Below are 14861 nucleotides of genomic sequence, written 5' to 3'. Positions count from 1 at the left end.
TTTTTCTTCGGAAAGTGGAAGTTTGCAGTTGTTTTCAGAAAAAACTATTATTTTTAAAATTCTTAGGTTCTCTACTATAATAAGTTAAATTCCCAGTTCGTTTTAAGGAGATCGAATATGTATAATGTACTTTTCATTACTTTAGGCTCAGTGCTTGTGGCAGTAGCCTACAACTTATTTTTGATACCACATTTAATTTTAAGCAGCGGACTTAGTGGACTTGCGATTATGTTCGGAATCATCACCCCAGTCAACACAGGGATATTGAATTTTCTGATGAACCTGCCATTGCTGATTCTTGGATACCTGAAGTTAGGGAGACGTTTTATCACCTATACGATATTATCAGTTGTCGTGATTTCCGTCAGTTTATATCTCATTCCAGTTCACGGAATATCCACTGAACCGATTTTGTCCTCTTTATTTGGCGGAATCATATCGGGATTCGGTATAGGCATCATCTTTCGTGCTTCGGGGTCTTCGGGTGGCTTTGATATCATTGCCATGCTATTGGCTAAGAAGAGCGACTTCCCACTTGGTACATTGCTTTCGGTGATGAATGCAGTTGTGGTGGTAATCTCAGGCTTCATCTTCGGTTGGGACGCCGCATTATATACGCTGATTTCCATTTATGCAGCAGGAAAGGTGATCGATACGATCCATTCCAATCACATTAAATTAACATTGATGATCGTGACCAAAAAGAGTGACGAAATGAAAACGAAGCTCCTGACCAACCTATATCGTGGTATTACCGTCATGGATGGTGAAGGTGCATATTCAGGCGAAAAGAGTAAAGTAATGATGACAGTCATTACACGTTATCAGTTAACTGATGTAAAAACGATGATAAAAGAAGTTGATCCGAATGCTTTTGTCAATATAACCGAAACATCCGAGGTCATGGGGATGTTTCATAAAGAGTGATGATAATCAGAAAAGCCTCCCAGCATTATGGGAGGCTTTTTTGATCATTAGGCTGTTTTTAAATCATGCATTTTAATTTCCAAACTGTTTTAGTAAAACGTTCATTTCAGAACTTAGTTTTAAGAATAAAGGTTTGTTTTTCTTATCCAAGGCTTCATCGATCTGTTTTGCAAGGATATTCTTTTTGGTAGTAAGGACGGCTTCCTGAATAATCATATCAATTAACATTTCCTGAACCACGGCATCGTTTTTCATTTCGCTCATTGATAAGGACTTCACTGACTCTGAATAAGATTTTTCATTTTTCAAAGTTACCACCCCTGACCCTTTTTATTATTATATGGATTTGAGCGGATAAAATCAACTGAAAATTTAAAAAATTTAAATATTAATAGAGAATGTGTCGTTTAGATGAAGAAAAAGCCACTATATAAAAGAATTTTTAATTTTTTGTGAACTTACATTTTATGTTCAAGGGTTGTGCTATTATAGTGAGTAATTTAACAAACATTTACTATCTCCATTCACTTTTCTTCGGCAATGGGGAATGGAAGGGTACAAGCAATTAAGGGCATAAGCTTTGGTAAAGTAAAAGCGGTGTTTAGCAATGAGGAAGAGGTGGATTAAAGATGAAGGAAAACAATCAGGGAATCATAGAGGAATATGAAATCACGCCACATACAATAATGGTTTCGCCAATCAATTACGGCAGTAAAATATATGCCCGTATCGTTGAAATGGAGGACGAGTTCATATCCCCGTTTAAACCTTTGGAAATAATAAAGAAAAGCTGTGAGTTTTTCGGATCAAGTTATGAAGGACGCAAGCAAGGCACAAAACAGCTTATAAACATCACACATAAAGCGCCTATTGCCATCGATCCGACCAGTTCGATTTTCTTCTTTCCCACTACATCTCCGTTGCGTCCTCAATGCATCTGGTTATCACATGAGCATGTGGTATCCTATGATCGCCTGGATTCCAAACATACTACCATCACATTCAGGAATAGACAAACCATCGATATAGCCGTATCATGCAGTTCTTTCGAAAACCAGCTGCACCGGACTTCTTTTTTAAAAACGAAATTGATTCAGAGGATTGAGGAAACAAAGAGGAAATCATTCTATATGTTCACCGAAGCAAATGGGGTCAAAGCTTCAGAGGTAATGTCAAAGTATATACGGCGTTAAACATTCAAAATTAAGACAAGCCCTTCTTATTAAAGAAGGGCCCAGGAATTAATCTTCAAATAATTCATCCATTAGATCGTCAATTTCTTTTTTTAACTTCTCAGTGCCCTCTTTGGAAATGGTGATGGTATCACCATCGATAATCAGCATATCTCCTACTTTTGCTCCCTTGGGGAGAGCGCTTTTAGGAAAATCCTTCATGTCACCACCATCGATTTCAACGACAGCGATCCTTCCTTCGAAGCGGTCAATAATTCCTTGTACCATTTATTTCACCGTCTTTACAGTAATTTTCTGACCTGTAGAAGTAAAAATAATGTTACCTGATTTATCTGTGCGATAAGTTTTGGCCTTCACTGAATTCAATCGTTTTACAACAGTGGAAGTAGGATGCCCATAGCCATTTTTTCCTACACTGATTACAGCGTATTTCGGTTTTGTTTTGTTAATGAATGCTGAACTAGTTGATGTTTTTGCACCATGATGGCCGACTTTAAGCACATCCACACTTGGTACCAGTTTTTTAGCCAGCATATCTGTCTCTGATTTTTCTTCAGCATCACCTGTAAACAAGAATGCTTTTTTGCCGTGTTTAAGTAAAAGGACTGCACTCCAATTATTTAAGTCAGACTTGGCATATTCTTTAACAGGTGCAATGAATTTAAGGGAATTATCCTTAGCTTTCGTGTTGATTTCCACGCCAGTCTGCGCTTTTTTTATTGTAAGCTTCTTCTGCTTAACAGCCGTTAAAAAGTCTTTGTATGCCTGGGTAGTATGTGAAACTTTAGGGGCATACACAGATTTTACATTAAGCGATTTAATCACATAAGCCAGACCGCCCACATGATCCGCATCTGGGTGAGTGGATACTACTGCATTAAGTGTTTTCACCTTTTGTTTTTTTAAGTAGGCTACAACTTCGTCGCCCTTTCCTTTACCGCCGCCATCAATTAAAACGTTTTCGTTACCGGTTTGAATAAGGATGGCATCTCCTTGTCCAACATTGATGAAATGTACCTTCACATTTGAGGCTGCCTCAGTTGTTTTAAGTCCAGTGAATAAAGACAAAACAAGAACAGCAACCAGTAGAATATTTATTTTCTTCATTTTTCCCCTCCTAATAATAATTTACCATGTGAAATTCGAAAAATGGGGATTTGGACATAATTTTCTTTGTGATTAAAAGGGAGCTGGCGCCAGAATCGTGGTTAGGTAAAATGATCCTGGGTATTTATGAGGGATTGTCGCTGGTGAAGTAGGGGAATGTACCTGAGTTATTAATATGGAGAGATGATATTCTACAGGCGGATAGTGGAATGATTCTTTCATACGATCAATCATATCAATGTTTACTTTAGCAAATGTCACAACCAAAAGCCCTTCTCAATGAGAAGGGCATCAGCATTAATCTTCAAATAACTCATCCATTAAATCTTTAAATTTCTTTTTTTATGTACCTAGAATTGTATAGTTATATACCGGTATACTTCTAATATAACCAATAACGAATACTCCTATTGCAATATATCCAAGTAGAGAATTCATTATAAGGCTACTCTTTTTCATAATTTCCTCGTCTTTATTTGGATTGCACTTCATGAGCACCCGTTAGCATTATTTAAAGCGGCATGCCGTAAATCAATATAAGGGTATAAAGATTTATATGTATAATTTCTGACTCTATGACCCTTAGTATCTCTTTCCGCTAATTCTTCGGGAGGTCTGTACTTTCCGTCTTCTTTGTTATGTGTTTCTTCTGGATAAATCTCTTTAACAAAAGTTTTCAAACTGAAAATTGGTGCAATATACTGTGTTAATACAAAATACTATCTGCTATTCAATTAGATCTAATAGATTGCACACTATATATTAGTAAAATGTTGCTAGGATTGGATATAATTAAATACGTTTAGCTAATCAAGAAGCATTTACAGAGTATAGTTCAAACAGAAAATGAAATTGATTCGATGGAATATAATAAGCTGATGAAGTTTTAAATAAAAAACATTATCAGCTTATTATTAACCGAAACATTCCGTTACGATAATGCCTATATTGACTGATTAAGCTTAACCTTCTCTTTTAGGGATATTCCAAACATCCACATACACGGACTAAGCATTTACGGAGGCTGCCTGTACCCGCTAATTCCTTGAACGGTGATTTTTTTCGAAAAAGTAATAACATAATAAGTCTTCGGTTTTGTTGCGAAGGCGGGGATTGAAATAATTATGATGTTCCTCGTATCCTTTATATAAAAAACAATACATCGTGAAGGATTCATCGCGTTTGATTTCACTAACCTTAATATTCTCCTTGCGCAAATAGCGCCGTACCTCGGCAAGTTCGTCTTGAACCACTTTTAAAATATGTTCGACTAGCTCCGAATAGGGCCTTTTTAATTTAAACGGACTAATTTCGATGACCTTGAGATCCCGGTTTAAGACTGTAATAACCATAGGTAGGTAGATGGCTTTTTCAATCATATTTCGGTCATCTTCTGGAATGCGGGTCATCATGACCGCCCCTTTCTAAAATAGCGCGTTTTTAATAATAGTATGTATATTCCGCAAAACAAGAACGTGTGTTCCTATTTTTATCCTAATGTATTTTCCGTGTATATGCAAGCAGTTTTGATAAATCAAGAAATATTCGTTAACAAGATTATGTTTTCCGGAGATAGGGAAAGTATGAAGATATATGGATAATAATTCTTGCAATTTCAGGGGAAAGTGATATATCTAAAATAAACAGTTTTTAATAAGTTTATGCTGCAATGATGGCAGCATGTCGAGGGAGATAATTATGGATTTGGATACTATACGTGAGTGGTTTACACTTGATCATATATCGGCACTTATTCAGCAATATCGCTCATTCGGTCCAATTCCTGGGATCTTGCTGCCGATGCTGGAAGCTTTTTTGCCTTTTTTGCCCTTAGTGGTGTTCGTGCTTGCTAATGCAACGGCTTTTGGTCTCTGGTGGGGATTTTTATTTTCTTGGATTGGTGCGGTAGCGGGGTCTTTTTTGATCTTTTGGATTATTAGAAGATATGGTCAAATGAGGTTTTTTCGATTTTTGCAAAGGCATAAACAGGTGCAGAGGTTGATGGTTTGGGTTGAGAACCATGGATTCGGTCCTTTGTTCATATTACTCTGCTTCCCTTTTACACCTTCGGCTATCGTTAATATTGTGGCAGGACTTTCAAAAGTCAGTACCCTGCAATATGGACTTGCAGTAGTGGGTGGGAAAGCGGTGATGATTTTTACGATCAGCTTCGTAGGTTACGATTTAGTATCCTTAATTCATAAACCTGTGCGAACGATCATTATCGGAATCGTCATCTTTATCCTATGGTATGTGGGGAAAAGATTGGAAGTCAGGTTAAATAAAAGCATGAAGAGAGAAGAAGGACAATAAATTAATATATAAATGCAGTAGGGGTTGAACTAGATGGAAAAAACAAACAAGAATTCTTTATCCGATTGGATAAAACCAGCGATGATAGCTTTTGTTATTTACATCTTAATCCGTACATTTCTCTTTTCAAGCTATGATGTTGAAGGGAAGTCGATGCAGCCGACCCTTGAAGATGGAAATAAACTTGTCGTGAATAAAATCAATTACCGGATTCATGATATCAATCGTTTTGACATTATTGTTTTTCATGCGAATTCACAAGAAGATTATGTTAAGCGAGTTATAGGGATTGCAGGTGACCGAATTCGTTATAAAGATGATTGGCTTTACGTAAATGGTGAGAAAGTGGATGAGCCTTATCTTGAGAAATTCAAGGAAGGCTTCCCGGAACAGGATTTTACGGGTGATTTTACATTAAAAGAATTGACGGACATGACCGAAGTTCCGGAGGGTAAGCTTTTTGTTATGGGTGATAACCGTCTTGAAAGTGCTGACAGCCGTCATTTTGGTTATATACCGGTTGAAAATGTGGTCGGTAAAGTGGATGTTCGATATTGGCCGGTCAATGATTTCAATTTTAAATTTACAGGTGAATGATGTGGAAGCCCCAAAATTATGTGGGCTTTTTCTTTTTGGGGAAAACACGAACGTACGATTGGTGTTTTTTAAAGGGAAACGGTAAAATAATAGAAAGTAAATCTAATTGGAAACAGAAACCTAGTCATAAAGTCGAAAGTATTTCTGGTATGATGGGTCTAGATATTATGTTGTAAGGGGGAAAAAGAGATGTCACTCCGTTTTTTACTGGGAAGATCGGGTGCAGGGAAAACTTCGAATATATTGGACGAAATTCGCTCCAAATTGGCAGAAGATCCCGAAGGAAATCCAATTATCTACCTCGTTCCTGATCAGATGACGTTTCTATCTGAATATAAATTAATTAAAACACCAGGCCTTGCCGGAATGATCCGGACACAGGTTTTCAGTTTTAGCAGGCTTGCATGGCGCGTCCTTCAGGAAACCGGGGGGATGAGCCGGCTGCATTTGGACAGTGTAGGTGTCAATATGTTGATACGGAAGATCATGGATGATAAAAAGGAAGAGTTAAAGATGTTTCGTCGATCTGCTGATAAGCAGGGGTTCATTGCACAGATGGAGCTAATGCTGGCTGAGTTCAAGCAGTATTGCATCCAACCTGATGACATTCAAAACTATTTGTCAGAAACCTCACAGGCCTGCAGTGGCATTCAGGATAAACTGCATGATCTTGAATTGGTCTATCAGGCTTTTGAGGATGAAATGGTTAACAAATATTTAGATTCCGAAGACTATTTCACTTTGCTGATCGAGAAAATGCAAGAGTCTTCTTATATAAGGAATGCGGATATATACATCGATGGTTTTTATAGTTTGACTCCACAGGAATTATTGATTGTGGAAGAAATGATGAAGCTGTGCAGGAGTGTAACGATTTCACTGACGTTAGATCAGCCCTACAGGCAATATGCCCCGGATGATTTGCAGCTGTTCAGGCAAACGGGAAATCTTTATCATCACCTTTATCAAGCTGGATTGAGGAATGGCATACCGATTTCAGAAGATCGAATCTTAAAAGGGACGGAAAGGTTTGGTAAGAGTCCGGGGCTGAATCATCTGGAAACTTATTTTGCCACTCGCCCTGCACAAACGTTTGAGCAGTCACCTGATGTAACGATCGCCCAGGCAGTTAACCGCAGAGCTGAGATTGAAGGAGTTGCCCGGGATATCTTGTCGCTGGTCAGACAGAAACAGCACCGTTTCCGTGATATTGCGATTTTAGTTCGTAATGGGGAAGCATATGCAGATATTTTACAAACCGTTTTTCGGGATTATCAAATTCCCTTGTTCGTCGATTCCAAACGGACGATGCTGAATCATCCTCTGATTGAACTGATTCGTTCCACTTTGGAGATCATCAATGGTTATTGGCGATATGAGCCGGTATTTCGTGCAATCAAGACGGAGCTTCTATTTCCGCTGCAAAAAAACCACGATAGGATGCGCGAACAGGTAGATAAGCTGGAGAACTATGTGCTGGCCCGCGGCATTAAAGGAAGCAGGTGGACGTCCAAAGATCGTTGGACATATCGGCGCTTCCGCGGGCTGGAACTCGAGGACCGGAACCAAACGGATAAGGAAATGAAGCTTGAGCAAGAGTTGAATGAGATGAAGCAATTATTTACCGAGCCCATCTTGAAGCTGTCAAAACGTGTTAAAAAGGCTGCTAATGGCAGGGAATTGTGTGAAGCCCTTTATCTATATCTTGAAGAATTGCATGTACCGGAAAAATTGGAAAAGCTGAAACTAGAGGCAGAAGAAGCGGGTGATTTGGTATCGGCAAGAGAGCATGAGCAAACATGGAATGCGGTTGTCGACCTATTGGATCAATTCGTTGAACTGCTGAGCGGGGAAGAGCTTTCCATGAAACAGTTTGCGGTAATCATTGAAGCTGGTCTGGAATCTCTTGAATTTTCTTTGGTACCGCCGGCAATTGACCAAGTATTGGTCGCTAATCTAGATTTATCCCGCCTGGATGATGTAAAGACAGCTTTTGTTATCGGCCTGAACGAAGGGGTTCTGCCAGGAAAAGCTGTATCTGATGGAATATTTTCAGATAGTGATCGTGATGTGCTGCTGGCTGGCGGACTTGATGTTGCCCCAAGTTCAAAAGTGCGCCTGCTGGATGAGGAGTTTACAGCCTACAAAGCATTTACTACGCCTGCTGAGGCCCTTTATCTATCATATCCGCTTGCCGATGAGGAAGGAAAGGCACTTTTACCGTCATCCTATTTAAAACGGGTAAGGGACGTATTGCCTAACCTTTCCGAAGTGTATTATATGAACGATCCGTCCGATCTGCCTGCTGAGGAACAGGTGAAATATGCTGTGAATCATGATGTGGCCCTATCGTACCTGGCTGCCCAATTGCAGCTGAAAAAAAGGAACTATCCAATCCATTCACTATGGTGGGATGTATATAATGCCATTATTGATGATGAAAAGGCCGGTCCTTCAGCAACTAAGGTTTTATCGAGCCTTTTTTATCAAAATAGGACAAAGAAATTATCTGAGGAAACAAGTAAGCAATTATACGGTGAGAGCATTCTTACGAGTGTATCCAGGATGGAAATGTTCAATAGCTGCCCGTTTTCCCACTATGCGGCTCATGGCTTGAAATTGAGGGAACGGCAAATTTTCCGTTTGGATGCACCGGATATAGGCGAGATGTTCCATGGAGCGTTGAAAATGATTTCCGATTACTTAAAGGAACATGATATTCCTTGGTCTACATTGACTGCGGAACAATGCTTGGAGCTGGCCAGGATTGCTGTGGAGAGACTTGCTCCTAAACTCCAAAATCAAATTTTGTTAAGTACGAACCGCCATCACTATTTACGCAGGAAACTGGAACATGTGATTGGACGGGCCTCGATCGTATTAAGTGAACATGCAAAGGTGAGCGGTTTTGCTCCAATCGGACTAGAACTCGGATTCGGAAAAAATGGCGAGCTGCCGCCACTTTCTTTCACATTGAAAAATGGTACGAAGATGGAATTGATCGGGCGGATTGACCGTGTGGATAAAGCCGAAGAAGATGAAGGTGTCTATTTACGTGTGCTCGATTATAAGTCGAGTGAAAAGGAACTGAACATGAGTGAAGTATATTATGGACTCGCGCTGCAGATGTTGACATACCTAGATATCGTCGTCACGCATTCCAAGTCGCTTATTGGAAAAGAAGCGATCCCTGCCGGGGTTTTATATTTTCATGTGCATAATCCCGTTGTCAAATCAAAGGGAATGCTCAGCTTGGATAAAATTGAAGAAGAAATTTATAAAAGTTTTAAAATGAATGGACTTGTACTGGATCATTCAAATGTCATTCAAATGATGGATACCTCACTTGATATTGAAAATCCTGGTAAGTCGGATATCATTCCAGCTGGATTTAAAAAGGACGGATCGCTCCTTGCGGCTTCCAAAGTTGCCAGCAGGGAAGAGTTTTCGCTTCTGAATCATCATGTGCGCCGTATTTATCAGGAGGCTGGTGATCGAATGGTCGATGGTGATGTGGATATAACGCCATACAAATTAAAGGAAAAAACGCCGTGTACCTTCTGTTCCTTTAAATCTGTATGCCAATTCGACCAGTCACTGGAGGAGAACCAATTCAGGAATTTGGCACAGAAAAAACAAAATGACGTTCTTGAGCTATTAAGGGGGGAGGGGAAGAGCGATGAGTAAAACGAAAATTCCTGCTCTGCCAGGAGACGTGACTTGGACGGAAGATCAATGGAAGGCGATATGGGCTAAGGATCAGGATATTCTGGTTGCGGCCGCAGCAGGCTCAGGGAAAACAGCGGTGCTGGTCAACAGGATCATTCAAAAAGTCATTTCAGAAGAAGATCCAATCGATGTTGATGAACTGCTCGTCGTTACATTCACCAATGCCTCGGCTGCCGAGATGCGTCATCGGATAAGTGAGGCATTAGAAAAAGCGATCAATGATAATCCGCATTCACAGCATTTGCGTAAGCAGTTGAGCTTGATTAATCGTGCTTCGATTTCTACACTTCATTCCTTTTGTTTAGAGGTGATCAGGAAGTATTATTATCTGACGGATATCGACCCGGGCTTCAGGATTGCAGATTCTACCGAGATTCAGCTGCTTCGTGATGAAGTGATGGAAGAGCTTTTCGAGGACCAGTATGGGCAAAGTGATAATGAAGAGTTCTTTAATTTGGTTGATGCTTTCACTAGCGATCGAAACGATGATGCACTTCAGAATATCGTTCGATCGCTGCATGATTTTTCGCAATCGAATCCAGACCCGGACCGTTGGCTTGATGGTGCCGCCAGCATGTATGAGCTGGGAGATGATGATGGGATTGATGATCTCTCGTTTATCGATTCATTGAAGTTCGATATTGGTTTACAATTGGACACCTCCAGGGATTTATTGGAACGCTCGCTTGCGTTAACAAAAATCCCTGGGGGGCCGGCACCAAGGGCTGAAAACTATATAGCCGATCTTGCCATGGTTGCTAAACTTTCAGAGGTGAAGAACCAATCTTGGAATGCTCTTTATGAAGAAATCCAAAACGTGAAATTTGGGACGGCAAAACGCCTTTCTGGTGCGGAGTTTATCAAAGAAATTACAGATGAGGCTACCAAGTACCGGGATAAGGCGAAGAAGATCATCAAATCGTTACAGGAAGAGTTATTTTCCCGTAAACCGGAAAGCTACTTGCGGGATATAAGGGAGCTCAAGGGATATGTCGATACACTTGTAATGCTTGTTAAACGGTTTGACGAAAGATTCTTTGCTGCAAAAGCAGAAAAGAACTTGGTGGATTTCGCTGATTTAGAACATTATTGTCTTCAAATTTTGACAGGGGAAACGGTGGATGGTGAACGAAAACCTTCGGCGGCAGCCATCGAATACAGGAACCAGTTCAAAGAGGTGCTGGTGGATGAGTATCAGGATACTAATCTGGTTCAGGAATCCATTTTAAAACTTGTGACGGCCGACGGCGAATATGATGGGAATCTTTTCATGGTAGGCGATGTCAAGCAATCCATTTACCGGTTCAGGCTTGCGGAACCGAATCTCTTCCTTGGAAAATACACACGTTTTACCCATGATGGTGTTGATTCCGGACTGAAAATTGATTTAAACCGCAATTTCCGGAGCCGAAAGGAAGTTCTCGATGGGACCAATTTCTTGTTTCAACAGTTGATGGGCATTACTGTCGGTGAGATTGATTATGATGAAGATGCCCAATTGAAAAAAGGCGCCCCATATCCCGAAGACGATCTAAACCCGATCGAACTCCATCTAATTGACGGAACAGCCGATCCGGAAGCTCATTCGGAAATGGAAGGATCGGATAGCGGGTTTGAGGCCGAGGAGCTTGAAAAAGCGCAGCTCGAAGCAAGGCAGATGGCAAAGCTCATTAAAAAGGCTATAAGCGAAAAGCATCGGATATATGATACGAAAACCCAAAAGTACCGATCTGCCACCTATCGGGACATGGTCATTCTTCTTCGTTCGATGCCATGGGCACCGCAAATCATGGAGGAATTTAAAAAACAAGGGATTCCAGTCTATGCCAATTTATCGACAGGGTATTTTGAAGCGACCGAAGTGGCCATCATGATTTCCTTATTGAAGGTGATTGATAATCCGCAACAGGATATCCCATTGGCATCCGTTCTCCGTTCACCCATCGTCGGGCTGGATGAAGAAGAGATGTCACAGGTGCGTTTATTCCATACAGGGAGCTACTACGAAGCGCTTGCTGATTTTTACAGAAAGAGTGACCCGGAAGAACATCCGGTGCTTTATGAAAAGGCCACTGCTTTTTATAAAAAACTAGTGAAGTGGAGGAGGCTTGCCAGGCAGGAGGCATTATCAGACTTGATCTGGCTGCTATACCGCGAAACGCAGTTTTATGATTTTGCGGGTGGGATGCCGGGCGGTAAACAGCGTCAGGCCAATTTAAGAGCGCTGTATGACAGGGCAAGGCAATATGAAGCAAGTTCTTTCCGCGGTCTGTTCCGTTTCTTGCGTTTCATAGAAAGGATGCAAGAACGTGGAGATGATTTAGGGGCAGCTCGGGCTTTAGGGGAACAGGAAGATGTAGTCCGGCTGATGACGATTCACTCGTCAAAGGGGCTTGAGTTCCCTATCGTGTTCATTGCCGGTCTTTCCAAGCAATTCAATATGATGGATTTACGCAAGCCCTATTTATTGGATAAGGATTATGGCTTTGCGGCAAAGTATGTGAATTCCGAATTACGGATAACTTATCCCTCCCTCCCTCAATTGGCTTTTAAGAAAAAAAAGCAGCTTGAATTAATTGCCGAGGAGATGCGTGTCCTTTACGTGGCTCTAACGAGGGCCAAGGAAAAGCTTTATTTGATTGCCAGTATCAATGATGCAGAAAAAACGCAGCAGAACTGGGAAAGTAATGCGGCACATGGAGATTGGCTATTGAAGGACTATGTACGGGCAGGTGCAAAAAGTTATCTTGATTGGATTGGTCCATCCCTTGTCCGCCATCGGGATTCTCCTGGGGCTGCAGGTCTTGGCTTGGAAATGGAGTTGCACCCATCGAATTGGTCCATTTCCGTCATACCAAGTGAAGAGCTTGCTGTTCTGGATGAGGAAGAGGCACTCGTTCAAGAGCAAATGCTGGAACATGTCCAGAAATCGGAGAAGGTCGGTATCGCTTCCGAGTTTTATGATGATATCAAGGAACAGCTTGAGTGGGAGTACCCCGAGCATGAGGCGACGGTGTATCGTTCCAAGCAATCCGTTTCTGAACTAAAACGTCAATATGAACTAAAGGACGAGCAAAGCTCCACAGAGCTGTTGCGTAAATTTAAGCGGCCTATCACGAAGCGGCCGACTTTCATGCAAGAAAAGTCACTGACTCCTGCTGAAAGGGGTACGATTACACATTTAGTCATGCAGCATATTGATCTATCTAAAGAGATTACCATTCAGTCGATCCAGGAACTGATGGTTGACTTGATTCAACGTGAGCTCTTGACGGAGGAACAGAAAGAAGCTGTGGACCCTGAGACGATCGTCGATTTCTTTGACAGTGAAATCGGGCAAAGAATGCTAGGGGCCGTGACCCTTCGCCGTGAAGTGCCATTTACGATGTCGCTGCCTGCAAAGGAGGCTTACAGCGATTGGGCAGCTGGAGATGAAGAGATCTTAATCCAAGGTGTAATTGATTGTATCTTTGAGGATGAACAAGGTCTTGTGCTTCTCGATTATAAAACGGATACAATCACCGGCCGTTTTGCCAGCGGGTATGAAGGGGCTAAAGAGATTCTTGCCGAGCGATACCGGATGCAGCTTCAGCTTTATACGCGGGCTGTTGAAGGGATCATGAATAAGAAGGTAACCGGCCGTTACTTGTTTTTCTTTGACGGCTCGCATTTATTGGAAGTATAAAAGAGAGGGAGTGTCCCATTGATGTGGGACGCTTCTTTTTGGTTGAATAAACAGAATAGTTTGAAAAAGTATAAATGCTTACTATATACTAGTGGAGAAAAATACCTTTTTAAAGGAGTAGAGAAGAGTATGGCGAGTGAGATCAAGAGCAAGGGATATTTTGGTGAGTTCGGCGGAAGCTTTGTACCGGGTGAACTTCAGGAAGTTATGGATATTTTAGAAACGGAATTCCTGAAATATAAGGATGATCCAGAATTCATTGAGGAGTTTCAATATTATCTGAAAGAATATGTCGGACGCGAAAACCCGTTAACACTTGCAAAGAATTTAACGAAAAAGGTTGGCGGGGCAAAAATATACTTGAAGCGTGAAGACCTGAATCATACAGGTGCTCACAAAATTAATAATGCGATCGGACAAATCCTGCTCGCTAAACGGATGGGTGCAAAACGAATCATCGCAGAAACTGGCGCTGGACAGCATGGTGTGGCGACTGCGACTGCATGTGCGATGTTTGGCATGGAGTGTGTGATTTATATGGGTAAGCTGGATACGGAGAGGCAGGCATTGAATGTCTTTCGGATGGAATTGCTGGGGGCAAAAGTCGTAGCGGTCGAAAAGGGACAGGGCCGATTGAAGGATGCCGTTGATGAGGCATTGAATGATTTGGTGCAAAACTATGAAAATACTTTTTACTTGCTTGGTTCAGCAGTGGGACCACACCCATATCCAACGATCGTTAAACATTTCCAATCAATCATAAGTGAAGAATCAAAGCGCCAGATTCTTGAAAAGGAAGGAAAACTGCCAACTGCCATCATTGCTTGTGCAGGAGGGGGAAGTAATGCGATCGGTGCTTTTGCTCATTATATTGATGAAGACGATGTCCGTTTAATTGGTGTAGAACCAATTGAAGCCCCAAGTATTTCGCAAGGTGTCCCGGCAGTATTGCACGGATTCAAAAGTTTGACATTAGTGGACGAACAAGGAGAACCAAAACCGACATTCTCCATAGCTGCCGGTTTGGATTACCCGAGCGTGGGACCCGAGCATAGTTTTTTGAAAGAAAGCGGACGAGCGGAGTATGTGACGGTAAAAGGGGAAGAAGCTCTTGAGGCTTTTCAGGTATTATCCAAAACAGAGGGAATCATTCCAGCTCTCGAAAGCTCACATGCTTTAGGTCACGCCATGAAGATCGCCAAAGAATTAACAAGAGATGATATACTGATCGTTAATTTATCAGGCAGGGGAGACAAAGATGTCGAGCAAGTATTTAACATGTTAGAAAAATAGGCCGAATTTAAAAGCCT

11 protein-coding genes are annotated in these 14861 nt (G+C 41.3%); 7 read left to right on the top strand and 4 right to left on the bottom strand.

Annotated features, from left to right (window positions below):
- Nucleotides 1–117: 117 nt before the first annotated feature.
- Nucleotides 118–927 carry a YitT family protein gene (locus MPH60_RS16475; protein ID WP_241590660.1) on the top strand — a complete coding sequence of 270 codons (810 nt, stop codon included), beginning with the start codon at nt 118–120 and terminating at the stop codon, nt 925–927.
- Nucleotides 928–999: 72 nt separating this feature from the next.
- Here the strand turns inward: MPH60_RS16475 and MPH60_RS16470 are convergent, their stop codons facing one another.
- Entirely contained in the window at nt 1000–1236 is a 237-nt protein-coding gene (locus tag MPH60_RS16470; RefSeq protein WP_137017118.1) for an IDEAL domain-containing protein, read from the bottom strand.
- 320 nt (nt 1237–1556) lie between these two features.
- On the opposite strand from MPH60_RS16470, the gene MPH60_RS16465 reads away from it, so the two are divergent.
- The gene (locus tag MPH60_RS16465; RefSeq protein ID WP_241590659.1) at nt 1557–2120 is read left to right on the top strand and encodes a competence protein ComK; all 564 of its coding nucleotides are present in this window, start codon (nt 1557–1559) and stop codon (nt 2118–2120) included.
- A gap of 48 nt (nt 2121–2168) precedes the next feature.
- Here the strand turns inward: MPH60_RS16465 and MPH60_RS16460 are convergent, their stop codons facing one another.
- From MPH60_RS16460 to MPH60_RS16450, 3 genes are all read right to left on the bottom strand, one after another.
- Nucleotides 2169–2387, bottom strand: a complete 219-nt coding sequence (locus MPH60_RS16460; protein ID WP_241590658.1) for a DUF3006 domain-containing protein — start codon at nt 2385–2387, stop codon at nt 2169–2171.
- On the bottom strand, nt 2388–3227 hold the full coding sequence (locus MPH60_RS16455) for a ComEC/Rec2 family competence protein (RefSeq protein WP_241590657.1): 840 nt from the start codon (nt 3225–3227) through the stop codon (nt 2388–2390).
- 1037 nt (nt 3228–4264) lie between these two features.
- Nucleotides 4265–4636, bottom strand: a complete 372-nt coding sequence (locus tag MPH60_RS16450; RefSeq protein ID WP_101224156.1) for a hypothetical protein — start codon at nt 4634–4636, stop codon at nt 4265–4267.
- 289 nt (nt 4637–4925) lie between these two features.
- Here MPH60_RS16450 and MPH60_RS16445 point away from each other — a divergent pair, with 289 nt between their 5' ends.
- The 5 genes from MPH60_RS16445 (at nt 4926) to trpB (ending at nt 14844) form a co-directional block, all read left to right on the top strand.
- Entirely contained in the window at nt 4926–5540 is a 615-nt protein-coding gene (locus MPH60_RS16445) for a TVP38/TMEM64 family protein (RefSeq protein WP_241590656.1), read from the top strand.
- A gap of 33 nt (nt 5541–5573) precedes the next feature.
- Nucleotides 5574–6137, top strand: coding sequence for a signal peptidase I (gene lepB / locus MPH60_RS16440; protein ID WP_241590655.1), 564 nt, complete (start codon nt 5574–5576; stop codon nt 6135–6137).
- 189 nt (nt 6138–6326) lie between these two features.
- Entirely contained in the window at nt 6327–9824 is a 3498-nt protein-coding gene (gene addB, locus MPH60_RS16435; protein WP_241590654.1) for a helicase-exonuclease AddAB subunit AddB, read from the top strand.
- Nucleotides 9817–13551 carry a helicase-exonuclease AddAB subunit AddA gene (gene addA / locus MPH60_RS16430; protein ID WP_241590653.1) on the top strand — a complete coding sequence of 1245 codons (3735 nt, stop codon included), beginning with the start codon at nt 9817–9819 and terminating at the stop codon, nt 13549–13551. Before addB ends, addA begins: the two co-directional genes overlap by 8 nt.
- Before the next feature lie 129 nt (nt 13552–13680).
- Entirely contained in the window at nt 13681–14844 is a 1164-nt protein-coding gene (trpB, locus tag MPH60_RS16425; RefSeq protein WP_241590652.1) for a tryptophan synthase subunit beta, read from the top strand.
- Nucleotides 14845–14861: the final 17 nt, after the last annotated feature.

The sequence above is a fragment of the Peribacillus sp. Aquil_B1 genome (genome assembly GCF_022603275.1).
Taxonomy (GTDB): Bacteria; Bacillota; Bacilli; order Bacillales; family DSM-1321; genus Peribacillus.
Note: the sequence above shows the minus strand (reverse complement) of the source record. Positions and strands in the feature narration are given on the sequence as shown.

What these genes read in the sequence shown, in the direction of transcription:
- MPH60_RS16450 (WP_101224156.1), bottom strand. Translation starts at nt 4,636, where the DNA reads ATGACCCGCATTCCAGAAGATGACCGAAATATGATTGAAAAAGCCATC.
- MPH60_RS16475 (WP_241590660.1), top strand. Translation starts at nt 118, where the DNA reads ATGTATAATGTACTTTTCATTACTTTAGGCTCAGTGCTTGTGGCAGTA.
- addB (WP_241590654.1), top strand. Translation starts at nt 6,327, where the DNA reads ATGTCACTCCGTTTTTTACTGGGAAGATCGGGTGCAGGGAAAACTTCG.
- MPH60_RS16460 (WP_241590658.1), bottom strand. Translation starts at nt 2,387, where the DNA reads ATGGTACAAGGAATTATTGACCGCTTCGAAGGAAGGATCGCTGTCGTT.
- MPH60_RS16465 (WP_241590659.1), top strand. Translation starts at nt 1,557, where the DNA reads ATGAAGGAAAACAATCAGGGAATCATAGAGGAATATGAAATCACGCCA.
- MPH60_RS16455 (WP_241590657.1), bottom strand. Translation starts at nt 3,227, where the DNA reads ATGAAGAAAATAAATATTCTACTGGTTGCTGTTCTTGTTTTGTCTTTA.
- lepB (WP_241590655.1), top strand. Translation starts at nt 5,574, where the DNA reads ATGGAAAAAACAAACAAGAATTCTTTATCCGATTGGATAAAACCAGCG.
- trpB (WP_241590652.1), top strand. Translation starts at nt 13,681, where the DNA reads ATGGCGAGTGAGATCAAGAGCAAGGGATATTTTGGTGAGTTCGGCGGA.
- MPH60_RS16445 (WP_241590656.1), top strand. Translation starts at nt 4,926, where the DNA reads ATGGATTTGGATACTATACGTGAGTGGTTTACACTTGATCATATATCG.
- addA (WP_241590653.1), top strand. Translation starts at nt 9,817, where the DNA reads ATGAGTAAAACGAAAATTCCTGCTCTGCCAGGAGACGTGACTTGGACG.